Source organism: Raoultella sp., assembly GCF_039594335.1.
Lineage (GTDB): Bacteria > Pseudomonadota > Gammaproteobacteria > Enterobacterales > Enterobacteriaceae > Klebsiella.
In genome coordinates this window covers 1-24536 of record NZ_JBCNNS010000044.1, presented here as the reverse complement: position 1 = coordinate 24536, position 24536 = coordinate 1, and the positions used below count along the sequence as shown (strand labels likewise).

The following is a 24536-nucleotide window of genomic DNA, read 5'->3' as shown; positions in this document are numbered from 1 at the left end:
TTTTCCGCGGTGATCGCCCGGATAACGCAGGAGTGCCGCTATCCGGGATGTCCGTGACGCTTCGCGGTTTACGGGCGGTAAACCTTCACGTTCTCAAAGCCCTGCTCACGCAGATACAGCGCCTGCAGACGGCTCATCACGCCACGTTCGCACCACAGCAGCCAGGTTTTACTCTGGTCGAGATTGCCGAACTGGGTGCTCAGCTTGTAGAACGGCAATGACATAACATCAACGCCTTCGACCTTCAGCGGCTTTTCATCCTGCTCGTCAACGGAACGAATATCCAGAATGACGTCGTTCGGACTAAAACCGTTCACGGTTTCAACTTCCACTACTTCCTGCTGAGTCTGCTGGGCGATATCGCGAATATCCACGTTATTCGCTTCCGCCACCACTTTATCGAGGATGCTAAAGTCGAAGTTCTCTTCTTCTGCCTCAATCTTCGCCTTCACCGCTTTCACGGTCGGGCTCTTCGAAATCACGCCGCAATACTCCGGCATGGTGCGGGCAAAATCTTCGGTACCGATTTCACGAGCCAGGTCGATGATGTGCTCTTTATCGTGCGCAATCAGCGGACGCAGAATCAGCGTGTCGGAGACATTGTCGATCAGACGCAGGTTGGTCAGGGTCTGGCTGGACACCTGGCCCAGCGCTTCGCCAGTCACCAGAGCCTGCACGCCATAGCGTTCGGCTACTTTCGACGCCGCACGAACCATCATGCGCTTCAGCACCACGCCCATCTGACCGTCATCGACTTTTTCAAGGATCTCTCCCACGACCGGTTCGAAGTTAATCGCCACGAAACGGACGCGGTGTGAGCTGCCGAAGCGGTTCCACAGGTAGTGCGCCACCTGACGAACGCCAATTTCATGCGCGGCGCCGCCAAGATTAAAGAAGCAGTAGTGTACGCGACAGCCGCGACGCATCAGCATGTAGCTGGAGACGCCGGAGTCGAAGCCGCCGGAAATCAGCGACAGCACATCTTCCTGCGTGCCAATCGGGAAACCACCAATGCCTTCGTAGCGCCCTTTGACCAACAGCAAACGATCGTTTTCAATTTCCAGATTGACCGTAATGTCCGGGTCAGTCAGTTTCACGCGCGCCGTTTCGATATGCTGGTTCAGACCACCGCCAACGTAGCGTTCCACTTCGATAGAGGTAAACTCATGCTTACCGCGACGTTTTACGCGCACGCAGAAAGTTTTGCCTTCCAGCGCTTCACGCCACAGCGGCAGCGTTTTCTCAAAAATATCGTGCAGTGAGGTAAACGGGACGTCTTCGACTTCCAGAATATGGTGGATACCCGGGATTCGGGTTAGGGCATCGCGAATAATCGGACGCTGATTTTCGTCTTTCGCGCGAACTTCGATATGATCCCAATGACGCACGACGGCAAGCGTCTCATCATAGTTTTTGAGAACGTTACGAATGTTCCCGGTTAAGATCTTAATGAAGCGCAATCTCACGGATTGGCTTTTGATGGTGATTTCCGGGAACAATTTAATGATAAACTTCATGGCGACAATAGTTCGTTGGCAAGCCCGACGGGGCTTTAAGCAAAAGTTGTACTGCAGTGCACCGCGGTGCCTGCATCCAGGGAGCGCAGTATATCACCATTGCGTACATTGCGCCTCGCATTGCGCGTTTTACATAAAATCATTCAGGATGCACTCGCGCGATGGGGGCATAAGCAACTTGCCCGCCACCCGTTTGCGCGCTTTCGGCAACGATTCAGCGAAAGGATGACGTGTATATTTGCTTAACCACGTGACTTCGTTACCATATTGCTGTCGCGACATTACAAGAGTCTATATTCACTATGCCAAAGAAAAATGAGGCCCCGGCCAGCTTTGAAACCGCCCTGGGCGAGCTGGAGCAGATTGTTAATCGTCTGGAAAGCGGTGCGCTGACGTTAGAAGAGGCGCTCAGCGAATTTGAGCGCGGCGTACAATTGGCGCGTCAGGGGCAGGCCCGATTGCAGCAGGCCGAACAGCGGGTCCAGATTCTGCTGGCCGACAGCGAGGACAGCCCGCTGACGCCGTTTACACCGGATGCTGAATAAATGGACTTCTCGCAACAATTACAGTCTTGCGTTGAGCAGGCCAACGACGCGCTACGCCGTTTCCTCGCGCCGCTGCCTTTTCAGAACACTCCGCTGGTTGAAGCCATGCAGTACGGCGCACTATTAGGCGGAAAACGCCTGCGTCCGTTCCTCGTCTATGCCACCGGCGACATGTTCGGCGTCAGCCGCGCGACGCTGGACGCCCCGGCCGCCGCCGTCGAATGCATCCATGCTTACTCTCTGATGCATGACGATCTGCCCGCCATGGACGATGACGATCTGCGCCGTGGTCTGCCGACCAGCCACATTAAATTTGGCGAAGCGAACGCAATTCTTGCCGGAGATGCCCTACAAACGCTGGCATTTTCTATACTGAGTGATGCGCCAATGCCCGAAGTGCCTGACAGCGATCGTCTGGCTATGGTTTCGACATTGGCTCAGGCCAGCGGCGTCGCCGGAATGTGCGGCGGACAAGCGCTGGATCTGCAAGCCGAAGGCCACCAGGTTGACCTGCTGGCGCTGGAGCGCATCCATCGCCACAAAACCGGCGCACTGATATGCGCCGCAGTGCGTATGGGCGCGCTGAGCGCAGGTGAACGCGGCCGTGCGGCCGTGCCGGCGCTCGATCGCTTTGCGCAAAATATCGGTCTCGCCTTCCAGGTCCAGGATGACATTCTTGACGTGGTAGGGGATACTGCGACCCTTGGCAAACGTCAGGGAGCTGACCAGCAGCTAGGCAAAAGCACGTATCCTGCGCTTTTGGGACTTGAACAAGCGCGTCAAAAAGCGCATGACCTGATTGAAGACGCCCGTCAGTCGCTGAGTGAGCTGGCCGCGCAATCTCTGGATACTACGGCACTGGAAGCGCTCGCGAATTACATAATTCAGCGTGATAAATAAACAATAAGAGTCTCTGATGAGTTTTGATATTGCCAAATACCCGACCCTGGCGCTGGTGGATTCCACCCAGGAGTTGCGTTTGTTGCCGAAAGACAGCCTGCCGAAACTGTGCGACGAACTCCGGCGCTACCTGCTGGATAGCGTCAGCCGTTCCAGCGGGCATTTTGCCTCCGGCCTCGGTACGGTCGAACTGACCGTGGCGCTTCACTACGTCTATAACACGCCTTTTGACCGTTTAATCTGGGACGTGGGCCATCAGGCCTATCCGCATAAAATTCTGACCGGGCGCCGGGATAAAATCGGCACCATTCGTCAGAAAGGCGGGCTGCATCCGTTCCCGTGGCGCGGCGAAAGTGAATATGACGTCCTGAGTGTCGGCCACTCATCAACCTCCATTTCTGCGGGCATCGGAGTAGCGATTGCCGCGGCGAAAGAAGACAAACAGCGACGCGCGGTCTGCGTCATTGGCGACGGCGCAATTACCGCAGGTATGGCGTTTGAGGCCATGAACCATGCGGGCGATATCAAACCCGATCTGCTGGTGGTGCTGAATGACAACGAAATGTCGATCTCGGAGAATGTCGGCGCGCTGAATAATCATCTGGCGCAGCTGCTCTCCGGAAAACTGTACTCCACGCTGCGCGAAGGCGGCAAAAAGGTCTTCTCTGGCGTGCCGCCGATTAAAGAACTGCTCAAACGTACCGAAGAGCATCTCAAAGGCATGGTCGTTCCCGGTACCCTGTTTGAAGAGCTGGGCTTCAACTACATCGGCCCGGTGGATGGTCACGATGTACTCGGTCTGGTCAATACGCTGAAAAATATGCGCGACCTGAAAGGGCCGCAATTCCTGCATATTATGACCAAAAAAGGTCGCGGCTATGAGCCGGCGGAAAAAGACCCGATTACCTTCCACGCGGTGCCTAAATTTGACCATACCAGCGGGGTTTTGCCGAAAAGCAGCGGCGGCCTGCCCTCCTACTCGAAAATTTTTGGCGACTGGCTGTGCGAAACCGCGGCGAAAGACAGCAAGCTGATGGCCGTTACACCGGCGATGCGCGAAGGCTCGGGTATGGTCGAGTTTTCCAGGAAATACCCTGACCAGTATTTCGATGTGGCGATTGCGGAACAGCACGCGGTGACGTTCGCCGCCGGCCTGGCGATCGGCGACTACAAACCGGTAGTGGCCATTTACTCCACCTTCCTGCAGCGTGCCTACGATCAGGTGATTCACGATGTCGCTATCCAGAAGCTGCCGGTTTTGTTTGCCATCGACCGTGCGGGAATCGTCGGCGCCGACGGACAAACGCATCAGGGAGCATTCGATCTCTCCTTCCTGCGCTGTATCCCGGATATGGTGATCATGACGCCAAGCGACGAAAACGAATGCCGTCAGATGCTCTACACCGGCTATCACTACAATGAAGGGCCAAGCGCGGTTCGCTACCCCCGAGGTTCCGGCACCGGCGCCACGCTGGAGCCGCTGGCCTCGCTGCCGCTCGGCAAAGGCGTGGTGAAACGCACGGGCAAAAAAGTGGCGATCCTCAACTTCGGCACTCTGCTGCCGGAAGCCGCACAGGTGGCAGACAAGCTCAACGCCACGTTGGTCGATATGCGTTTTGTTAAACCCCTCGATGATACTCTTATTTTGCAGCTTGCCGCCGACCACGATGTGCTGGTGACGGTGGAAGAGAATGCCATTATGGGCGGCGCAGGCAGCGGCGTGAATGAGCTGCTGATGGCCCATCGCCGTGTGGTTCCTGTGCTGAATATCGGCCTGCCGGACTTCTTTATTCCCCAAGGAACGCAGGAAGAAGTACGCGCCGACCTCGGCCTTGATGCTGCCGGCATGGAAGCAAAAATCAGCGCCTGGCTTGCCTGAGTCCTCTCTCCTAACGGCGCCTGCTATGCTTAAAGGATACCCTTTCTGTTGATAGCAGGAGCCGTTCATGCACTACATCACACCTGGAGCAACCCACCTGCGGGTCTCCCGACTTTGTCTCGGCTGTATGACCTTTGGCGAGCCGGATCGAGGTAAGCACGCCTGGACCCTACCTGAAGAGAGCAGCCGACCGCTCATTCAACGCGCGCTGGAAGGCGGCATCAACTTTTTCGATACCGCAAACAGCTACTCTGACGGCAGCAGCGAAGAGATTGTTGGCCGAGCGCTACGCGATTTCGCCCGCCGCGACGACGTGGTGGTGGCCACGAAAGTGTATCACCAGGTCGGGGATCTGCCGGAAGGCCTCTCGCGTGCGCAAATCCTGCGTTCTATTGACGACAGCCTGCGACGCTTAGGCATGGAATATGTCGACCTGCTGCAGATCCATCGTTGGGATTACAGCACGCCGATTGAAGAGACTCTGGAAGCGCTGAATGAGGTCGTTAAGGCCGGCAAAGCACGTTATATCGGTGCCTCATCGATGCACGCTCGCCAGTTTGCGCAGGCGCTACAGCTTCAGGAGAGCAACGGCTGGGCGCGCTTTGTGACCATGCAAGATCATTACAACCTGATCTATCGTGAAGAAGAGAACGAGATGCTGCCGCTGTGCCAGCGCGCAGGCGTATCGGTCATTCCGTGGAGCCCGCTGGCGCGAGGCCGCCTCACCCGCCCATGGGGCGAAACTACCGCCCGGCTGGTATCCGATGAGTTTGGCAAATCGCTCTACAGCGCCAGCGATGAAAACGATGAGCTGATTGCGCAGAATCTGGCTGAAATGGCGGAAGACGTTGGCGCCAACCGCGCCCAGGTGGCGCTGGCCTGGCTACTGAGTAAACCCGGCGTCGCCGCGCCGATTATCGGCGCCTCAAGACAGGAGCAACTGGATGAACTGCTGCATGCGGTCGATTTAACGCTAACGCCGGAGCAGATCGAAAAACTGGAGGCGCCGTATAAACCGCACCCGATTGTCGGGTTCAAGTAACGCTCTGTTGCCACAAAGCTGCCGACTCGCGCTGCGCTTAGCCAGGCGACAGGTTCTGGGTCAGGTAGCCCGGACAGGTGCACAGCACCGCCTCCGGGAAGCGCCTGGCTCCTGCTTGCGCTATTTCCCGGCGGCGCTACGCTAACCGGGCGGTACTGTGTTTAGAAAAGACCGATAGGCCAGTGGTGTCCTATCAGATACAGCACGCCGGCGGAGATCACCCCGGCGACGATATCATCGACCATGATCCCCATCCCGCCGTGGATATTGCGGTCAAACCAGCGAATCGGCCACGGTTTCCACATATCAAAAATACGGAAAATCACAAACCCGGCGGCGACCCATTGCCAGTCAAGCGTCGGCAGCGCCATCAGGGTAATCCACATCCCGACAAACTCATCCCAGACGATACTGCCGTGGTCATGGGTGCCCATATCTTTCGCCGTGCGGTGGCAAATATACACTCCAATACAGATGCTCATCATCACCACCAACGAATAGAGCTGCCAGGGGAGAAAAATCATCAGATACCAGAACGGAATCGCCGCCAGCGACCCCATTGTGCCGGGCACCACGGGGCTTAACCCACTGCCAAAACCGGTCGCCAGTAAATGCCAGGGATTCAGCATATTGAGACGGCTTTTTGCGACATCATGACTACGCACCAAAGTGATCGTACCCCTGTAAATCCATCTGGACCGGTTTACCGGATTGCATCAACTGCAAACCGTCCGCCTCGGCGCTAATCTGTCCAATGCAGGTAAAACGCGCCCCAAGCTGGCCGATAGCCACATCAAGCGCGCCGCGGTTAAGCTCCGGCACGGTGAAGCACAGTTCATAGTCTTCACCGCCAGAGAGCGCCCAGCGCAGCGCCTGCTCCGTCTCGACATGGCGCAGCAGCGCCTCGGATAACGGCATCGCGTCAAGGTCGATCCGCGCGCCGCAGCCGCTGGCCTTCAGAATATGGCCCAGATCGGAGATCAGACCGTCGGACAGATCAATCGCCGAGCTGGCCAGATCGCGCAGCGCCTGCCCTTGCAGCACGCGCGGCATCGGACGCAAATGGCGCGCCAGCAGGTAGTCGGCATCAGTTGCTGACTCAACCGCCAGACGATCCTGCAAAATGGCCAACCCTGCGGCGCTGTCGCCGGGGGTGCCGGTGACGTATATCCAGTCGCCGGGTTTCGCACCGGAACGCTTCAAAGCGCGCCCTGGCGGGACAAAACCGTGAATACCCAGGGTCATCGACAGTGGACCGCGCGTGGTATCACCGCCGATCAGCTGCATATCGTAATAGTTGAGCTGCACGAACAGGCTGTCGCTGAACGCTGCCAGCCACGCTTCATCTGCTTCCGGTAGCGTTAACGCCAGCGTCAACCACGCCGGTTCGGCGCCCATCGCAGCGAGATCGCTCAGATTGACCGCCAGCGCCTTGTAAGCCAGATCGGCAGGATCGATATCAGGTAAAAAATGGTTGCCCGCCACCAGGGTGTCGGTGCTGATTGCCAGCGTTTTTTTCTCGGGAATATTCAGGAGAGCGCAGTCGTCGCCGATGCCGGTTTCCACATCGAGACGCATGCTTTTTACGCGATCAAAATAACGGGCAATCAGGGAAAATTCTCCACATGCCATACGTTATGCCTCAGCAAAAGAAAAGAATAAGGCCGGACCTTGCGTGGATGACATCCCGCGAGATCCGGCCTGGAGTTTACTTTCTGTTGGGACGAATTGCCGGGGCTGCTTTGTCCAGCACGCCGTTAACAAACTTGTGGCTATCTTCGGCGCCGAAGGTTTTCGCCAGTTCGATAGCTTCGTTAATCGCAACTTTGTACGGCACATCGTCACGTTTAGACAGCTCGAACAGGGCGATACGCAGTACCGCTTTCTCCACCTGGCCCAGCTCTTCAAGCAGGCGGGACAGGTACGGCTTCATCAGGCCGTCGAGGTATGCGCTGTTAGTCGCCACTCCGGACAGCAGTTCGCGGAAATACAGAACGTCGACACCTTTAACATCCTGTTCCGCCAGGAACTGGTATTCAACATCAGCGATGTCGTTCTGGGACAACTGCCAGGAGTAAAGCGCCTGGACGGCACACTCACGGGCGCGGCGACGAGCAGCAGGTTTCACGGAATTCCCCTTACAAAAAAATTCAGGCCTTGATGGCTTTCAATACGTTAATCATTTCCAGCGCGGTCAGCGCAGCTTCTGCGCCTTTGTTACCGGCTTTGGTACCAGCGCGTTCGATGGCTTGTTCAATGCTTTCTGTCGTCAGAACACCAAAGGCTACCGGGATTTCGCTGTCCTGCGCGACATGTGCGAGGCCATTGCTTGCTCCGCCAGCCACATATTCAAAGTGCGCGGTACCACCACGAATCACCGTCCCCAGAGCAATCACTGCGTCATATTTACCGGTTTTAGCCAGCACGCCAGCCGCCAGCGGCAGCTCATACGCGCCTGGAACCCAAACAACGGTAATATTTTCATCTTTTACCTGACCGATGCGCTTGAGTGCGTCAATAGCACCTTCCAGCAGGCTGTCATTGATAAAGTTGTTGAAACGCGCAATGGTGATGGCGACGCGAGCGTCCGGGGTAGCAACGTTAGCTTCAATAATGTTCATACTCTTCCTTCGGGTTCATATAGCCCCGCAAGGGGGGCGGATTCTATCATAATAATTTATACACTTCATCCTTCATACTGCCTCCGCGTTGGCTGCGCCTGTCACCCCCAGTTGCTTACGGCGGTAAGCGTCCGGGGATGCTCTGGTTGGCCGCCTCGACGCAGTTTGAATGATTCCGCGTCGCGATGCTGCTTTCCCTTTCGGTCAGGGAAATTATGCGCCGACTAAATGCAGGCAAAGATCGGGGCCTGTCTGGCGTATCTCGTTGAATTTGAAATGGGGGGCATCAGCCAGTTTCTCAAGCCCCGGGAGCACGCATAGCCCTCGCGCATCACTGCCTAACAGTTTAGGCGCAATATAGACGATAAGCTCATCCACCAGCCCTGCCTGCAATAGCGCACCGGCGAGCGTCGAGCCCGCTTCCACCCAAATACTGTTAACCTGCTGTTTGCCAAGCTGCATCATCAGTAATACCAGATCGAGATGGCCATTGTGTTCCGGCACCATCAGCGTGCGCACGCTTTCCGGCCAACCGCGATCATCGGCCAGAGTACGGGCAAACAGCGTCTCTCCCGCCTGCTGCACGATGCGATGTTCAGGGGTAACGCGATTATGGCTATCGATCACAATGCGCAGCGGCTGGCGCAGGTTTTCCTGCGGATAGCGCGCGCGAATATCGGGATCGAGTTCTTCCCAGCGCACGGTTAATGCCGGATCGTCTGCCAGCACGGTCGCGCTGCTGGTCAGGATCGCATGGCTTTGCGCACGCAGCCGCTGCACGTCGCGTCGCGCCTGTGGAGAGGTGATCCACTGGCTTTCGCCGCTGGCCATCGCGGTGCGACCGTCCAGTGAAGCGCCCATTTTTAGCTGTGTGTAGGGGAAACCGGTGCGCATCCGCTTGAGAAAGCCTTTGTTCAACGCTTCGGCTTCGCCCATCATCAGGCCATGGCTGACGTCAATACCGGCCTGCTGCAGGCGATACAGGCCACGCCCCGCCACCTGCGGGTTGGGGTCCTGCATGGCGGCCACAACGCGGGTAACGCCTGCGGCAATCAGCGCGTCGCAGCATGGCGGTGTACGGCCATGATGGCTGCAGGGCTCCAGGGTCACATAAGCGGTGGCGCCTCGGGCTTTTTCGCCGGCCATACGCAGCGCATGCACTTCTGCATGCGGCTCGCCGGCGCGATAATGAAAACCTTCGCCGACGATCTCACCGTCCTTGACGATCACACAGCCGACATTTGGATTGGGATGGGTCGTGAAGCGCCCGCGCTGCGCCAACTTAAGCGCTCGCGCCATGTACATTTCGTCATGCATGGCTTAATCCTGTAAGCGGGCGATCTCTTCGCCGAATTCTTTGATATCTTCAAAACTACGATAGACGGAAGCAAAGCGGATATAGGCCACTTTATCGAGTTTTTTCAGTTGATCCATCACCAGATTGCCGATCATCTTGCTCGGGATTTCACGCTCGCCGGTACCGCGTAAATGGGTTTTGATATGATTAAGCGCCATTTCCACGTCATCGGCGCTGACCGGCCGTTTTTCCAACGCTTTCAGCATTCCGCTGCGCAGCTTATCTTCATTGAAAGGTTCCCGCACATCGTTGCTTTTGACCACACGCGGCATCACCAGCTCTGCTACCTCGAAGGTTGTGAAACGTTCGTTACAAACCAGACACTGCCGACGACGACGCACAGAAGAACCCTCACCCACCAGACGAGAGTCGATCACTTTGGTATCTACGGCGAAACAGAAAGGGCAATGCATAGCGCGTCCTGAGAGGAAGTTAAACTGACAGATAGTTTACCGCGAAGTGCCCCGACAACAAAGAAAGAGCTTTTGAGACAAAGGATCTATGGCTCGTGGACGGAGACGATCTACTATGAAATATCCCCAGAAAACGGAATCCATGACCATGACAAGACGTTATTTGAAGTTGGCTATGTTGACCACTCTGTTTACACTCAGCGCCTGCGCACAGCAAAGTGAAGTCCGCCAAATGCATGAAAGCGTGAGCACATTGAGCAAAGAGATGACTCAGCTTAATCAGCAGACGGTGAAAATTACCCAGCAAAACGCGCTGAATGCGAAATCCAACAGCGGCGTTTATCTTTTGCCCGGCGCCAATACTCCGGCGCGCCTCGAAAGCCAGATCGGCACATTGCATATGTCGCTGCGTGACATCGCCGCCGATGCCGACGGGACCCGCCTGACGTTACGTATTCAGGGAGAATCAAACGACCCGCTACCGGCGTTTAGCGCCACCCTCGCCTGGGGACAAATCACCGGCACCACGCAGAATTACCAGGAAGTTAACGTGCGCGATCGGCTGATTAGCGCGCCCGCCAGCATCCTGGCGCCGAGCGACGTCGATATTCCGCTACGCCTGAACGGCACCACGCCGGCGCAACTCGGCTTCCTGCGCATTCACGATATCCAGCCTGCAACCGCACAATAATCACCTTCGCCGGGTGTCACCGACACCCGGTATTACCCGGTAAAAATCCATTTACAATTTTTCCAAACAGTTCAGCAAAAATTGACCGTATGGATTAATTTCAGTGGCATTTTGTCAGGAAATGCATAAAAATGTGAACGCAATCGATTACTTATGTTTACGTTATGTGAAACAACACGTATTTTTGTGAGCAATGATTCCTATAATAGACCCCCACAGAAATACGAAATATTTAGAAACGCTTCGGCACGGTCCTTCACGCCTTTTGGCTTAATTTAAACAGTGGCATCATTATGAAAAAAGCATTACTGGCAGCAGGCGCCGTACTGGCGCTGTCCACATCGTTCACTGCTGGCGCGGCAGAAAACGACAAACCGCAGTACCTGTCTGATTGGTGGCACCAGAGTGTGAACGTGGTGGGTAGCTACCACACACGTTTTGGACCACAAATCCGTAACGATACCTATCTGGAATACGAAGCGTTTGCTAAAAAAGACTGGTTTGATTTCTACGGTTACATGGATGCTCCAGTATTCTTCGGCGGTAACAGCACGGCCAAGGGGATCTGGAACCACGGTTCCCCACTGTTTATGGAAATTGAGCCGCGTTTCTCTATCGACAAGCTGACCAATACCGATCTCAGCTTCGGTCCGTTCAAAGAGTGGTATTTCGCCAACAACTATATCTACGATATGGGCCGCAACGCATCCGGTCGTCAGAGCACCTGGTATATGGGTCTGGGTACCGACATCGATACCGGCCTGCCGATGAGCCTGTCTCTCAACGTCTATGCGAAATATCAGTGGCAGAATTATCAGGCATCCAACGAAAACGAATGGGATGGCTACCGTTTCAAAGTGAAATACTTTGTCCCGCTGACCGATCTGTGGGGCGGCTCGCTGAGCTATATCGGTTTCACCAACTTTGACTGGGGTTCCGATCTGGGCGATAACAACGCTTATGACGTGAACGGCAAGCACGCGCGCACCAGCAATTCCATCGCTTCCAGCCACATCCTGGCGCTGAACTACGCGCACTGGCACTACTCGGTAGTGGCTCGTTACTTCCATAACGGCGGTCAGTGGGCCGATGATGCGAAAATGAACTTCGGCGATGGTGACTTCAACGTTCGCTCTACCGGCTGGGGTGGTTACTTCGTAGTAGGTTACAACTTCTGATCCTGCCTGATAGTCCCCGGCCTGTGCGCCGGGGATATCGCTTGACCCGCATTAGGACTCACGCACTTCGCGCCTCACTTTACGCAGAAAATCACTCAATGAACGGTCGGCCCGCTCGCTGAACAGGCGCCCGGTGGCAACCACGTCCAGGCAGCGATCGAGACGAAAGCAGCGGTAATCGTCGCGGAGCTCACACCAGCTCACCAGCAGCCAGCGTTCCCCCCAGAAAAAGAGTCCCAGCGGCAGCACTTCGCGCTGCGACACGTTTCCCGCTTCATCGCGGTAATGTAGCGCCAGCACCTGCTGGCCGGAAACCGCCCGATGCACCAGATCAAACTGCGCCTTACTGTAGCCCTGGGCGCCAAAATCCGGCGCAAACAAGCGCGATTGCTCGGCCTTACGCCGGCTCTCCTCAGGTAAAATCGCGAGCACCTTTTCCCGGGCCGACTCCAGTGACTGGGACAGCGATTCGCCTCCCCAGGTTTGCAGTAGGCGAATGGCGGCCACCAGCGCTTCCGACTCCTGGGTCGTCAGCATCAGAGGCGGTAAACTGTAGCCTGCCAGCAGGCGATATCCGCTTCCGGCCTCGCCCTCCACCGGCACACCGGAGAGCGACAGGTCGCGGATATCCCGGTAGATGGTGCGCTCCGACACACCGAGCCGCTCCGCCAGCAGCCCGGCGGTGGTCAATCTTCTCCCCCGCAGAATCTGAACGATTTGAAAAAGGCGGTCGGCGCGTCGGCTCATTTCTGTTATCTCATTTGTTAGAGCCTGTCCCGATATGCGTCATTGGCGTAGCCAGTTTGGGCCCGGACAGCGCACAGCAACCGGAGCGTACAGGTAGCACGTGAGGATTGCGGGCACTGCCCGAGTTCAAAATGGCAAGCCAAAAAGCATTAATGGGTCGGGCTCTTAGGTTGATGCAAGCCAATCCGATTACCTTCGCTATCAATAAACAGCGCGATGGCGCCAATATCGTTCGCCAGCTCAAGCGGGCCAAAGACGCAGCTCCCGCCAGCGGAGTTCACGCGGTCGAGTGTGGCGGCCAGATTGTCAGTATGCAGATAGAGAATACATCCTTGATCGCTAGGTTTAACCCCGTCAAATTTTGCCAGCGCGCCGCCGGTAGCCGGATCCTGATACGGGAAAACGGCCATTTCAGTACAATCCATATTTTCCCGACGCAGTGTCACCTGCAGCACCGGCTCGTAAAACGCCACGGCACGATCCATATCGGCGACCGGAATTTCAAACCAGTTAATTACGGTGTTCATACATCCTCCTGTCCATTGTTTGGGTTCAGGAGGAGTGTATGGCAGGGCTACTGACAGCATACTGTCAGTAGGGTTTGGCATCACAGCCGCCACACAATTGGCTGCTGGCGGTTAATCCTCCGTGCAAACCAGGGCCCGCTGCTTATCAAGCAGCCAGGGGCGGAGATAACCCACGGTGTTCGAAAACGGCAGCACCGCCTCCGGTAGCGCAATCCCCAGTTGTTCCCGGATATAGCGACGTCGGGTGACAATACGCTGCCAAAGTTCCGGATACGCCTGCGCCAGCTCGTGGCGCAGAGACTCGTCCGCCAGCGCCACGGTGTCTTCAATGCTGACGCCAGCGTAACCCGCTCGCGAAGGAATAATATCGATTTGCAGGATCATACCGCTCTGCAAGCAGGCGTCGGAATTCGGCCCGATAGGCGAACAGAGCCACTCTTCATCGGCCACCAGATGCCCTGGATTAAGATGCCAGCGGTACTCCGCCTTTGGCAGAACCCGTTCGATCAGGGCGTACATCTCACCGCCGCGCATTCCGATACGCAGATTCTCCAGCCAACTGACCACCGCCCGGAAATAGGGCTTCGCGACCACATCGAGGTAATCCGCCACTTCCGGCGCCAGCTCCGTCTCATCGCTGACCACATAGGCTGCACGGCTGCTTAAGCCGCCTTTAAACCCGGTGGTGAGCGAAAATTTATCGCCGCGACAGATAACCTTATCGCCAGGATAGAGACGGGCATCGGCGAAGCGATCGCCGGTGGCGGCAATCATCACCACGTTGTTGGGCTGCCCATCCGCCGCCAGCAGAGCGCCTGTCTGCTTCTCCGTTTTACCCGGCGCAATCGTATTAAGCGCAGAGAGAAGCGCCGTCGACGCCAGGTTGGCGCCATATTCATAGTGGGCGAGCTCATTGGCAGAATTTACCGTTCTCACTCCACCATCCGGGGCGACAAATAATGCCGTGGCATTGGCCACAACTGCCTGCTGCTCCGCAGCCTGGCGAATCGCGTCAACGATAAAAGCAGGCAGATCGAACATTGACATACGGTCGTCAGCGCTGCCGGTAAACAGCTTCCAGCCCACCAGACCCATCCTTTTCCCGCGGCGAATACCGGCATCCTGCAGCAGCTGCGGCAGACTCTTTTCATTGCTCATCGGCTGATTCGGCAACGAGAACCACGGCGCATGGATCGCCCGATTTTCCAGCCGGGCAAAGGCCGCCAGCTTGAGGTTTTCATTGCCCAGCACCAGCACCGCTTCCCCATCGCGATGCAATACCAACAGGGCTTCTTCAAAACGAGGGATAAAGCCGGTGAGATACTCGAAGTTACCTCCGTGCTCTTTATCGGCATACACGATCAGCGTGTCGTAGCCATGCTGGTGCATTTGCGCAAGCACCTTCGCTTTACGCTGGCGTAGCGTTTCATCACTGAGCGTGACGGAAGGCACATCGTGCCAGACGGTCGGTTGGGCGACGGCAGACAGGACTATGGCGGCCATGGGGGATCTCCATCTCATTAAGCACTAAGAGTGGAGAGTAGCGAAATTTGGCCGGGATGTAATAAAAAAATCCCGGCCTTGCGACCGGGATTGGTTTATTTGAACGCGTCGGCTTTACGGCAGAATTGACGGCTGATCCGCCCCTTCTTTTTCCACCTTCTGCTGCAGCATATGCTCACGCTTCATGCCCAGCTTCAGCGCCAGTGCGGACGCAACGTAGATAGATGAGGCCGTACCAATGGAGACACCGATCAGCATGGTCAGCGAGAAGCCTTCCAGCACCGGGCCACCAAAGAGATACAGCATCAGGATCACAACCAACGTGGTTCCGGAGGTGATCAAGGTACGATGCAGCGTCTGGGTCAACGACACGTTGAAGATCTCATACGGCGTACCGCGACGGATCTTACGGAAGTTTTCACGGATACGGTCTGATACCACGATGCTGTCGTTCAGCGAGTAGCCGATAACCGACATCAGCGAGGCGACGATGGTCAGGTCAATCTCGATATGGAACAGCGAGAGGATGCCCATCGTAATGACCACGTCGTGCGCCAGCGCGATAACCACCCCGGCGGCAAGACGCCACTCGAAACGGAAACCAACGTACACCAGGATACAGATTAACGCCGCCAGCAGCGCCAGCGCACCGCTTTGTGCCAGGTCAGCCCCGACGCTCGGCCCCACGAACTCGATTCGCTTAACCATCGCGTCCTGGCTGGTCGATTCGTTAATCACGCTAACGACCTTGCTACCCAGCTCCTGACTGACGTTGGTATCATGCACTGGCGGCATACGTACCATGATGTCGCGGCTGCTGCCGAAGTTCTGCACCTGCGGCTCTTCAAAGCCCGCCTTCTGCAGCGCCTGGCGCATCTGGTCCAGTTCGGCCGGTTTTTCGAGGGTAATTTCAATCACCGTACCCCCGGTGAAATCCAGACCCCAGTTAAATCCGCGCACGCCCATCACGACAATGGCGGCAATCAGCAGAAAACCTGAAATGCCGAAAGCCCAGTAGTCCCAACGCATAAAGTCATAGACTTTACGACCGTGGTTCAATTGTTCAACAGTATATTCCTGTGCCACAACGCACTCCTCAGATAGACAGCTTTTTAACGCGCTTGCCGCCGTACAGCAGGTTCACGATGGCACGGGTGCCGACGATAGCGGTAAACATCGAGGTTGCCACACCGATACCGGTGGTAATCGCAAACCCTTTAATTGCACCGGTACCGACCGCATACAGGATGATAACTTTGATCAACGTCGTAATGTTGGCATCGAAGATCGAGCTGAATGCGCCCCGGTAACCCTCATCAATCGCCTGCTGAACGGAACGTCCGTTGCTCAACTCTTCTTTAATACGTTCGTTGATCAGTACGTTAGCATCGACCGCTACCGCAAGGGTTAACACGATACCCGCAATCCCCGGCATACTCAGCGTGGCCCCAGGAAGCAGGGACATGATGCCGACGATCAGCACCAGGTTAGCCACCAGCGCAGAGGTCGCGATCAGACCGAATTTCTTATAGAAGAAAATCATGAACAGGATAGACACCACCAGACCGGCCAGACACGCTTCCAGGCCTTGTTTGATGTTCTGCATACCCAGAGTCGGGCCGATAGTACGTTCTTCAACGATCTGAATCGGCGCAATCAACGCACCCGCACGTAACAGCAGAGAGAGCTGACGCGCTTCATTTGGGTTGCTGATACCGGTAATACGGAAGCTGTTACCCAAGCGAGACTGGATGTTGGCGATGTTAATCACCTCTTCCTCTTTCACCAGAATCGCACGACCATTGGCATCTTTCTTACCGCTGTCTTTGTACTCCACGAACAGGGTCGCCATCGGTTTGCCGATGTTGTCCTTGGTGAAGTTAGACATGATGTTACCACCAGCGCTGTCCAGAGAGATGTTAACCTGCGGCTGGTTGAACTCGTCCATGCTGGAAGTGGAGTCGGTGATATGGTCACCGGTCAGAATCACGCGCTTGTACAGCACCACCGGCTGACCTTCACGGGTCTCTTTCACTTCAGAGTCGCCAGGGACACGTCCGGCAGCGGCGGCGGCGCTGTCAACGTTGCTGTTAACCAGACGGAATTCCAGCGTCGCCGTAGCGCCAAGAATTTCTTTCGCCCGAGCGGTATCCTGAATACCCGGCAGTTCAACCACGATACGGTCGGCGCCCTGACGCTGTACCAGCGGCTCGGCAACACCCAGTTGGTTAACACGGTTACGCAGAATGTTGATGTTCTGCTGCACGGCGTATTCACGGGCTTCTTTCAGACGCTCATCGGTCATCACCGCTTTCAGGCCAGTAGCGCCCTGCGTGGAGATAACCAGATCGCGGTGGCGCGGGCTCAGCCAGGAAATCGCCTGATCGCGCGCTGCGCTATCGCGAAAAGCGATACTCAGACCATAATTATCTTCCTTACGCACGGTAGAGTAAGGGATGCCTTTTTCACGCAGTTCGCTGCGCAGGCTGTCGATATTTTGTTCCTGCAGTTTGCCCAGCGCGGTGTCCATATCCACTTCCATCAGGAAGTGTACGCCGCCGCGCAGGTCAAGACCCAGCTTCATCGGCTCGGCATGGATAGCCGCTAACCAGCGAGGAGTCGCCGGGGCCAGGTTCAGCGCCACGACGTATTTATCACCTAACACGTCCACCAGCACTTCACGCGCGCGCAGCTGGACATCGGTGGTGTCGAAGCGCGCAAGGATTGCGCCCTCTTCCAGTGCCACAGACTTAGCGGTAATTTTTTCTTCTTGTAATGTTTTCTGGACCTGGATCAGCGTTTGCTCACTGGCGGCGACACCGCGCGCGCCAGTGATTTGAACGGCCGGATCCTCACCATACAGGTTGGGGAGCGCATACATCAGGCCGACGATAATGACGACGACCAGCATGATGTACTTCCACAAAGGATAACGGTTTAACACGGCAGTTCCCTTAGGGAAAAGTGGATTACAGTGCCTTCATGGTGCCTTTCGGCAGAACGGCGGCTACGAAGTCACGTTTGATAACCACTTCAGTGGTATCGTTCAGCGCGATAGCAATGTATCCGCTTTCAGCAACTTTCGTGACGCGACCAACCAGGCCGCCATTCGTCAGCACTTCATCGCCTTTGGCGATAGAGTTCATCAGGTTTTTATGTTCTTTGGTACGCTTCTGCTGTGGGCGCAGGATCATGAAGTAGAAAATCAGACCGAACACCACCAGCATCAGAATCAGAGACATCGGGCTACCCTGCGCCGCGCCACCGGTTGCTGCTACCGCATCAGAAATAAAAAAGCTCATTCAAATTCCCTCATTATTAAAATTAATCAACGTTCAAAGGAGGAACAGGTCGCCCCTGACGTTGGTAAAAATCGGTCACGAAGCTCTCTAATTTACCCTCTTCGATAGCCTTACGTAAACCAGCCATTAAACGCTGATAATAGCGAAGGTTATGAATGGTATTGAGACGCGCGCCCAATATTTCGTTGCAACGATCGAGATGGTGCAAGTAAGCGCGTGAATAATTGCGACATGTATAGCAATCACACTCGGCATCCAGCGGCGCGGTGTCGCTTTTATGCTTCGCATTACGAATCTTCACCACGCCATCAGTGACAAACAGGTGGCCGTTGCGCGCGTTGCGCGTTGGCATGACGCAGTCGAACATGTCAATACCGCGACGCACCCCTTCAACCAGATCTTCTGGCTTGCCGACGCCCATCAGATAGCGTGGTTTGTCAGCCGGGATCTGCGGGCAGACGTGCTCCAGGATACGGTGCATGTCTTCCTTCGGCTCACCAACAGCCAAACCGCCGACAGCGTAGCCATCAAAGCCAATCTCTACCAGACCTTTAACGGAGATATCACGTAAATCTTCGTAAACGCTGCCCTGGATAATGCCAAACAGCGCATTTTTGTTGCCAAGAGAGTCAAAACGGTCGCGGCTGCGCTGCGCCCAGCGCAGAGACATTTCCATCGAGCGCTTAGCGTAATCCCACTCCGCCGGGTACGGCGTACATTCGTCGAAGATCATCACGATATCGGAACCGAGATCGTACTGAATCTCCATCGATTTTTCCGGATCGAGGAAAATAGGGTCGCCGTTAATCGGGTTACGGAAGTGGACGCCCTGCTCGGTAATTTTGCGGATATCGCCCAGGCTGAACACCTGGAAGCCGCCGGAATCAGTCAGGATAGGTCCTTTCCACTGCATAAAATCATGCAGGTCACCATGCAGTTTCATGATTTCCTGGCCCGGACGTAACCACAGGTGGAACGTGTTGCCGAGGATAATTTGCGCGCCGGTGGCTTCAACTTCTTCCGGCGTCATCCCTTTTACGGTGCCGTAGGTACCAACGGGCATAAAGGCTGGCGTTTCAACCACACCGCGCTCGAACACCAGGCGGCCGCGGCGAGCGCGTCCGTCGGTCGTATCCAGTTCAAATTTCATCTTAACTCCTGCGTCAGAAAAACAGTCTGACGTTAAACACTCATGTCGCGGAGTTATTCCCCGACACGCTCAAAAATAGCCTGCGGATTGTACGTGATAAACATCGCGTCCCCGTAGCTAAAAAAGCGATATTTTTGTTCTACCGCAGCCTTGTAGGCATTCATGGTGTGCTGATAGCCAGCAAAAGCTGAAACCAGCATAATCAGAGTCGATTCAGGGAGATGGAAATTGGTCACCAGCGCATCAACCGCTTTGTACTGATACCCCTGATAGATAAAAATCTGCGTGTCGCCGAAAAACGGCTCAATCAGATCGTTTTTCGCCGCCTGCGCCGCACTCTCCAGTGAACGTACGGAGGTGGTGCCCACCGCGATAACCCGGTTGCCGCGTGCTTTCGCCGCCAGCACCGCATCAACCACCTCCTGCGGCACTTCAGCGTACTCAGAGTGCATGATGTGATCTTCAATGGTCTCCACACGCACCGGCTGGAACGTCCCCGCGCCAACGTGCAGGGTCACAAACGCCATTTCAATCCCTTTCTCGCGCAGCTTCTCCAGCATCATATCGTCAAAGTGCAGGCCTGCGGTCGGCGCAGCCACCGCCCCCGGCCTGGTGCTGTATACGGTTTGATACAGTTCGCGGTCAGCGTCTTCATCCGGACGATCGATATACGGCGGCAGCGGCATATGGCCGATGCTGTTGAGGATATCCAGTACCGGACGTGCGTCGTTGAATTCGACTTCAAACAGAGCATCGTGACGTGCCACCATCGTGGCGTTGATGCTTTCATCATCGCCCAGCAGCAGCGCCGCACCCGGCTTCGGCGCTTTAGACGCGCGAATGTGTGCCAGAATGCGTTTGTCATCAAGCATGCGCTCGACCAGCACTTCAATCTTGCCGCCGCTGGCTTTACGGCCAAACAGGCGCGCCGGAATCACCCGGGTATTGTTAAAGACCAGCAGATCGCCCGGGTTAAGTTTGTCGAGTAAATCAGTAAAAGTCCCATGCGTCAGCGCTCCTGTCGGACCGTCTAACGACAGCAGGCGGCAGCGACTGCGCTCCGGCTGCGGGTAGTGGGCGATCAGGGATTCGGGTAGCTCAAAGGAAAAATCGGTAACGCGCATGACGGTGACTCAGACGAAATTAAGAGGCGGGTAGTCTAGTGCCGGGGCGCTCTCCCTGCAACCTTTACCCCGCCGTATAGTTGTAATACTCTAAATCATTCGAGTTGCAAGAAGGGGCAACGGAGAGAATGTCTGGGAGCTTAGTAAACTAAGTGACCGGGAAGAACGAAGGAAGCCAACGCCCATGCAACGTGAAGTATAACGAGTATTATGAATTTTCTCGCACACCTGCACTTAGCTCATCTCGCCGACAGCTCCCTGCCCGGCAATCTTCTGGCAGATTTTGTGCGCGGCAATCCCCAGGCGGACTACCCCGCCGACATTGTCGACGGCATTTTTATGCACCGGCGCATTGATGTCATGACCGATAATCTGCCGGAGGTAAAAGAAGCGCGCGACTGGTTTCGCCCGCAGACCCGCCGCGTGGCGCCCATTACGCTCGATGTGATGTGGGATCACTTCCTGTCGCATCACTGGGCACGCATTTCACCCGATATGCCGCTCAACGAGTTTGTCCGCTATGCCCAGGCACAGGTAACGCCGGTATTAGCCGATTCACCGCCACGCTTCGTGAATCTCAATGCCTATTTGTGGTCGGAGCGCTGGCTTGAACGCTATGAAGATATGGACTTCATCCAGAACGTCCTCAACGGCATGGCCAGCCGCCGTCCGCGCCTTGATGCCCTACGCGACTCCTGGCAGGATCTGGATACTCACTACGATAAACTCGAGCAACAATTCTGGCATTTTTATCCGCGCATGATGGCGCAGGCCACCAGGCGCGAACTATAAAGATTGCGCTTTCTCACAGAAAGGCTATTCTGAACTACGTTTTCCGATATAAATTGATAGATAAAACCTATCTCATTGATTGTCAACGTCACGTTGAGTTCGCCTCAACCAGTCCCTATACTTGCCCGCGTTGCGTTCCAATTAACCTTATTATTAACAGGAGAATCATATGGTTCTGGTCACTCGTCAGGCTCCGGATTTTACCGCTGCAGCTGTTTTAGGTAACGGTGAAATCGTTGAGAAATTCAACTTCAAACAACACACCAACGGTAAAGCGACCGTCCTGTTCTTCTGGCCGATGGACTTCACCTTCGTGTGCCCGTCTGAGCTGATCGCTTTTGACAAACGTTACGAAGAATTCCAGAAGCGCGGCGTAGAAGTGGTTGGCGTCTCCTTCGACTCTGAATTCGTTCACAACGCATGGCGTAACACCCCGGTAGACCATGGCGGTATCGGTCCGGTTAAATACGCGATGGTTGCTGATATCAAACGTGAAATCCAGAAAGCTTACGGTATCGAACACCCGGACGAAGGCGTGGCGCTGCGCGGCTCCTTCCTGATCGACGCTAACGGCGTGGTTCGCCACCAGGTGGTTAACGACCTGCCGCTGGGCCGTAACATCGACGAAATGCTGCGTATGGTTGACGCGCTGCAGTTCCACGAAGAGCATGGCGAAGTTTGCCCGGCACAGTGGGAAAAAGGAAAAGAAGGTATGGCCGCTTCTCCGGAAGGCGTTGCCAAATACCTGACCGAGAACGTGTCCAGCCTGTAATCGGCCGATGTTCAGAAAAAGGCTCGCACATGCGGGCCTTTTTTATCTCCTGCCGCAGCACGTTTTTACGTTCTGTCGCGCAGTTACTGTTCCCTCCCCCTTTCCAGAGGGCTTTTTTGTTATCAAACTCAAACTTTGGTAAAAAACTGCCATGATATTTGTGGTACACAGAACACTTCTCAAAAATAAATCGCTCTTTTTTTAATCCTTCCCGCCTGATATTTTTTTCAATAATTCATACCTCATAAATAACTAATTGATAATTAACACAATAATAGTTTTTATTTTTTCTTAAAAAATAACACAAATTTCATTTCGCTGTGATCAACTTCAATGTTTAAAAATTCAAATGTGATCTGAACCATGATTTCCTGTGTTCTATTTGGTCATGCTTTAACCCAGAAAATAAATGCGTTAAGGATTGGATTATGGAAATCATTTTTGATCGCCGGTTAATCGCACTTGATCAGAACATTACCACCGCCAGTCAGGCGATCGAATTATCCGGGAGACTGCTGGCCCACCAGCAAATTTGTCGTCCCGAATATATCAATGCGATGTTCGAGGTCTATCAGGGTTTTGGTCCCGCCATTGTTATTGATAGCGGGCTGGCGATGCCTCACGCGCGTCCCGAGACAGGGGCCATCCGCACCGGTTTTTCTTTAATCACGCCCCGCCAGCCGCTTTATTTTGGTCACGAGGAGTTTGATCCGGTGAACGTCATCATCGGTATCGCCGGCGCCGATGCCGGTAGCCATATAAAAATGATCCAGATAATCGCCTCACTGATTGAATCGAATATTGTGTCGTTCCTTCGCGAAGAGCATGACATCAATGCCGTATTCAATTTCATCCGCAATAAAATGGAGTCGTCATTATGTTAGTTATCAGAACCGTTTGTGGTAACGGGATTGGCAGTTCATTAATGGCCGCCAGCAATGTCAAAAAAATATGTGATGAATTAGGGATCAAAGCTGACGTCGCCTCTGTTGATTTCGCCAATGCCGTAGGAGAGAAAGCCGACCTCTACATCACCATCAAAGAATTAGCTAATCAGTTCCCTGCACATTGTCAGGTCGCCATTATTCGCAGCTATGTCCATAAAGTAAAAATTGCTGAAGATATTACCGATGCCCTGACAAAAATTTCTGCGACTCATTCTTAATCATTATTAAGAGCCTACCCCAGCAGGCGTACATTGTTGCAGCCAGTTTGGACACGGACAGCGCGGAAAAACCGGAGCGTACACGCAGTACGTGAGGATTTTGAGCACTGCCCAGGGCCAAAATGGCAAATAAAATAGCCTAATGGGATAGGCTCTAAGGATACGATCATGCAGGCTATACTCACATTCTTATCAGAAATATTCAGTCAACCCGCATTTCTGATGGGGATTATCGCATTTGTCGGTTTAGTGGCACTGCGTTCCCCCGGAAATAAACTTCTCACCGGAACCTTAAAACCCATCCTCGGGTATTTAATGCTCAGCGCCGGCGCCGGAGTTATCGTTGCCAACCTCAATCCGCTCGGCGGAATTATCGAAGCCGGATTTAATATTCGCGGCGTTATTCCTAACAACGAGGCTATAGTTTCCGTTGCCCAGAAGATGCTGGGCGTTGAAACCATGAGTATATTGCTGTTAGGTTTTATTTTTAACCTGCTGATTGCCCGCTGCACTAAGTATAAATATATCTTCCTTACCGGTCACCACTCCTTCTTCCTCGCCTGTCTGTTCTCTGCGGTGCTGCAGGCGGCAGAATTCCGCGGCTGGATGCTGGTATTGATTGGCGGATTCTTACTCGGCTCCTGGTCGGCGATCTCTCCGGCAATTGGCCAGCGCTATACCAGGCAGGTCACCGAAGATGGCGGCATCGCGATGGGTCACTTTGGCTCGCTGGGGTATTACATTTCCGCGTGGATCGCCAGCAAAACCGGCAACCCGGCGAACTCTTTCGCCGATACCGAAATCTCTGAAAAATGGGGCTTTCTGCGCGATACCACGGTCACTACCGGGATCGTGATGTTCGTTATCTACTTTGTCTGTAGCGCCGTGGCCGGCAGCGAATATCTGCGGACAATCACTGACCAGAACATGCTGATCTTCTCTATCCTGACCGGGCTGCAGTTTGCCGTCGGCGTCGCCATCGTCTACAACGGCGTGCGCCTGATCCTTGGCGATCTGGTACCGGCATTCCAGGGGATTAGCCAGAAGCTGATTCCCGATTCGATCCCGGCCGTTGACTGCGCGGTGTTCTTTACTTTTAGCCCAACGGCGGTGGTCGTCGGTTTTATCAGTTCCTTTATCGGCGGTCTGGTGGGAATGCTACTGCTGGGCACCTTCGGCATGGCGCTAATCATTCCCGGCATGGTACCGCATTTCTTCTGCGGCGGGACTTCTGGCGTCTTCGCCGACAAGTTGGGCGGCAAACGGGGCTGTATCATTGCCTCATTCATTGGCGGCATATTCCTCGCCTTC

Annotated in this window: 26 protein-coding genes; 11 read left to right on the top strand and 15 right to left on the bottom strand. The window is 54.9% G+C overall.

The window, feature by feature from the left end:
• Nucleotides 1–68: 68 nt before the first annotated feature.
• Nucleotides 69–1517, bottom strand: a complete 1449-nt coding sequence (thiI, locus tag ACZAHD_RS10235) for a tRNA uracil 4-sulfurtransferase ThiI (protein WP_462456670.1) — start codon at nucleotides 1515–1517, stop codon at nucleotides 69–71.
• A 302-nt stretch (nucleotides 1518–1819) separates the two neighbouring features.
• Between thiI and xseB the strand changes: the two genes are divergently transcribed.
• The 4 genes from xseB to ACZAHD_RS10215 all read left to right on the top strand — a co-directional run bounded on the left by xseB (nucleotide 1820) and on the right by ACZAHD_RS10215 (nucleotide 5883).
• Nucleotides 1820–2062, top strand: coding sequence for an exodeoxyribonuclease VII small subunit (xseB, locus tag ACZAHD_RS10230; protein ID WP_462456669.1), 243 nt, complete (start codon nucleotides 1820–1822; stop codon nucleotides 2060–2062).
• Nucleotides 2063–2962, top strand: coding sequence for a (2E,6E)-farnesyl diphosphate synthase (gene ispA / locus ACZAHD_RS10225; protein WP_462456668.1), 900 nt, complete (start codon nucleotides 2063–2065; stop codon nucleotides 2960–2962).
• 16 nt (nucleotides 2963–2978) lie between these two features.
• Complete coding sequence (gene dxs, locus ACZAHD_RS10220; RefSeq protein WP_462456667.1) at nucleotides 2979–4841, top strand: 1-deoxy-D-xylulose-5-phosphate synthase; 1863 nt, start codon at nucleotides 2979–2981, stop codon at nucleotides 4839–4841.
• 67 nt (nucleotides 4842–4908) lie between these two features.
• Complete coding sequence (locus ACZAHD_RS10215) at nucleotides 4909–5883, top strand: aldo/keto reductase (protein ID WP_462456666.1); 975 nt, start codon at nucleotides 4909–4911, stop codon at nucleotides 5881–5883.
• A gap of 161 nt (nucleotides 5884–6044) precedes the next feature.
• Here the strand turns inward: ACZAHD_RS10215 and pgpA are convergent, their stop codons facing one another.
• The 6 genes from pgpA to nrdR form a co-directional block, all read right to left on the bottom strand.
• Entirely contained in the window at nucleotides 6045–6548 is a 504-nt protein-coding gene (gene pgpA / locus ACZAHD_RS10210; RefSeq protein ID WP_462456665.1) for a phosphatidylglycerophosphatase A, read from the bottom strand.
• Nucleotides 6541–7515 carry a thiamine-phosphate kinase gene (gene thiL, locus ACZAHD_RS10205; RefSeq protein WP_462456664.1) on the bottom strand — a complete coding sequence of 325 codons (975 nt, stop codon included), beginning with the start codon at nucleotides 7513–7515 and terminating at the stop codon, nucleotides 6541–6543. Before thiL ends, pgpA begins: the two co-directional genes overlap by 8 nt.
• Before the next feature lie 76 nt (nucleotides 7516–7591).
• Nucleotides 7592–8011 (bottom strand): transcription antitermination factor NusB, encoded by a 420-nt coding sequence (gene nusB / locus ACZAHD_RS10200; RefSeq protein ID WP_462456663.1) that lies wholly within the window; start codon nucleotides 8009–8011, stop codon nucleotides 7592–7594.
• A 22-nt stretch (nucleotides 8012–8033) separates the two neighbouring features.
• Complete coding sequence (gene ribH / locus ACZAHD_RS10195) at nucleotides 8034–8504, bottom strand: 6,7-dimethyl-8-ribityllumazine synthase (RefSeq protein WP_004858618.1); 471 nt, start codon at nucleotides 8502–8504, stop codon at nucleotides 8034–8036.
• 213 nt (nucleotides 8505–8717) lie between these two features.
• Nucleotides 8718–9821, bottom strand: a complete 1104-nt coding sequence (ribD, locus tag ACZAHD_RS10190) for a bifunctional diaminohydroxyphosphoribosylaminopyrimidine deaminase/5-amino-6-(5-phosphoribosylamino)uracil reductase RibD (RefSeq protein WP_462456662.1) — start codon at nucleotides 9819–9821, stop codon at nucleotides 8718–8720.
• A gap of 3 nt (nucleotides 9822–9824) precedes the next feature.
• Entirely contained in the window at nucleotides 9825–10274 is a 450-nt protein-coding gene (gene nrdR / locus ACZAHD_RS10185) for a transcriptional regulator NrdR (RefSeq protein WP_462456661.1), read from the bottom strand.
• Nucleotides 10275–10422: 148 nt separating this feature from the next.
• Between nrdR and ACZAHD_RS10180 the strand changes: the two genes are divergently transcribed.
• Together ACZAHD_RS10180 and ACZAHD_RS10175 are read left to right on the top strand one after the other, a co-directional pair.
• Complete coding sequence (locus tag ACZAHD_RS10180; RefSeq protein WP_462456660.1) at nucleotides 10423–10965, top strand: SadB/YajI family lipoprotein; 543 nt, start codon at nucleotides 10423–10425, stop codon at nucleotides 10963–10965.
• 293 nt (nucleotides 10966–11258) lie between these two features.
• Nucleotides 11259–12143 carry a nucleoside-specific channel-forming protein Tsx gene (locus tag ACZAHD_RS10175; protein WP_462456659.1) on the top strand — a complete coding sequence of 295 codons (885 nt, stop codon included), beginning with the start codon at nucleotides 11259–11261 and terminating at the stop codon, nucleotides 12141–12143.
• A gap of 51 nt (nucleotides 12144–12194) precedes the next feature.
• Here ACZAHD_RS10175 and ACZAHD_RS10170 read toward each other — a convergent pair whose 3' ends face one another.
• The 8 genes from ACZAHD_RS10170 to queA form a co-directional block, all read right to left on the bottom strand.
• Nucleotides 12195–12890, bottom strand: a complete 696-nt coding sequence (locus ACZAHD_RS10170) for a helix-turn-helix transcriptional regulator (protein WP_462456658.1) — start codon at nucleotides 12888–12890, stop codon at nucleotides 12195–12197.
• Nucleotides 12891–13039: 149 nt separating this feature from the next.
• Nucleotides 13040–13417 carry a VOC family protein gene (locus tag ACZAHD_RS10165; RefSeq protein WP_462456657.1) on the bottom strand — a complete coding sequence of 126 codons (378 nt, stop codon included), beginning with the start codon at nucleotides 13415–13417 and terminating at the stop codon, nucleotides 13040–13042.
• A 111-nt stretch (nucleotides 13418–13528) separates the two neighbouring features.
• Nucleotides 13529–14920 (bottom strand): M24 family metallopeptidase, encoded by a 1392-nt coding sequence (locus tag ACZAHD_RS10160; protein ID WP_462456656.1) that lies wholly within the window; start codon nucleotides 14918–14920, stop codon nucleotides 13529–13531.
• Nucleotides 14921–15034: 114 nt separating this feature from the next.
• On the bottom strand, nucleotides 15035–16006 hold the full coding sequence (gene secF / locus ACZAHD_RS10155; RefSeq protein WP_462456655.1) for a protein translocase subunit SecF: 972 nt from the start codon (nucleotides 16004–16006) through the stop codon (nucleotides 15035–15037).
• A 10-nt stretch (nucleotides 16007–16016) separates the two neighbouring features.
• Nucleotides 16017–17864, bottom strand: a complete 1848-nt coding sequence (secD, locus tag ACZAHD_RS10150) for a protein translocase subunit SecD (RefSeq protein ID WP_462456654.1) — start codon at nucleotides 17862–17864, stop codon at nucleotides 16017–16019.
• 25 nt (nucleotides 17865–17889) lie between these two features.
• A complete protein-coding gene (yajC, locus tag ACZAHD_RS10145) occupies nucleotides 17890–18222 on the bottom strand; it encodes a preprotein translocase subunit YajC (protein WP_004099423.1) in 333 nt (110 codons plus the stop codon).
• Between the two features lie 22 nt (nucleotides 18223–18244).
• Nucleotides 18245–19372, bottom strand: a complete 1128-nt coding sequence (gene tgt, locus ACZAHD_RS10140; RefSeq protein WP_462456653.1) for a tRNA guanosine(34) transglycosylase Tgt — start codon at nucleotides 19370–19372, stop codon at nucleotides 18245–18247.
• Between the two features lie 53 nt (nucleotides 19373–19425).
• On the bottom strand, nucleotides 19426–20496 hold the full coding sequence (queA, locus tag ACZAHD_RS10135; protein ID WP_462456652.1) for a tRNA preQ1(34) S-adenosylmethionine ribosyltransferase-isomerase QueA: 1071 nt from the start codon (nucleotides 20494–20496) through the stop codon (nucleotides 19426–19428).
• 210 nt (nucleotides 20497–20706) lie between these two features.
• Between queA and acpH the strand changes: the two genes are divergently transcribed.
• From acpH to ACZAHD_RS10110, 5 genes are all read left to right on the top strand, one after another.
• The gene (gene acpH / locus ACZAHD_RS10130; RefSeq protein ID WP_462456651.1) at nucleotides 20707–21288 is read left to right on the top strand and encodes an ACP phosphodiesterase; all 582 of its coding nucleotides are present in this window, start codon (nucleotides 20707–20709) and stop codon (nucleotides 21286–21288) included.
• Between the two features lie 169 nt (nucleotides 21289–21457).
• Complete coding sequence (locus ACZAHD_RS10125; protein WP_462456650.1) at nucleotides 21458–22060, top strand: peroxiredoxin C; 603 nt, start codon at nucleotides 21458–21460, stop codon at nucleotides 22058–22060.
• Nucleotides 22061–22488: 428 nt separating this feature from the next.
• Nucleotides 22489–22944, top strand: coding sequence for a PTS sugar transporter subunit IIA (locus tag ACZAHD_RS10120; protein ID WP_462456649.1), 456 nt, complete (start codon nucleotides 22489–22491; stop codon nucleotides 22942–22944).
• Nucleotides 22938–23225, top strand: a complete 288-nt coding sequence (locus ACZAHD_RS10115; RefSeq protein ID WP_462456648.1) for a PTS sugar transporter subunit IIB — start codon at nucleotides 22938–22940, stop codon at nucleotides 23223–23225. Before ACZAHD_RS10120 ends, ACZAHD_RS10115 begins: the two co-directional genes overlap by 7 nt.
• Nucleotides 23226–23393: 168 nt before the next feature.
• Nucleotides 23394–24536 (top strand): PTS ascorbate transporter subunit IIC (locus ACZAHD_RS10110; protein WP_462456647.1); only part of this gene is annotated, 1143 nt, incomplete at its 3' end.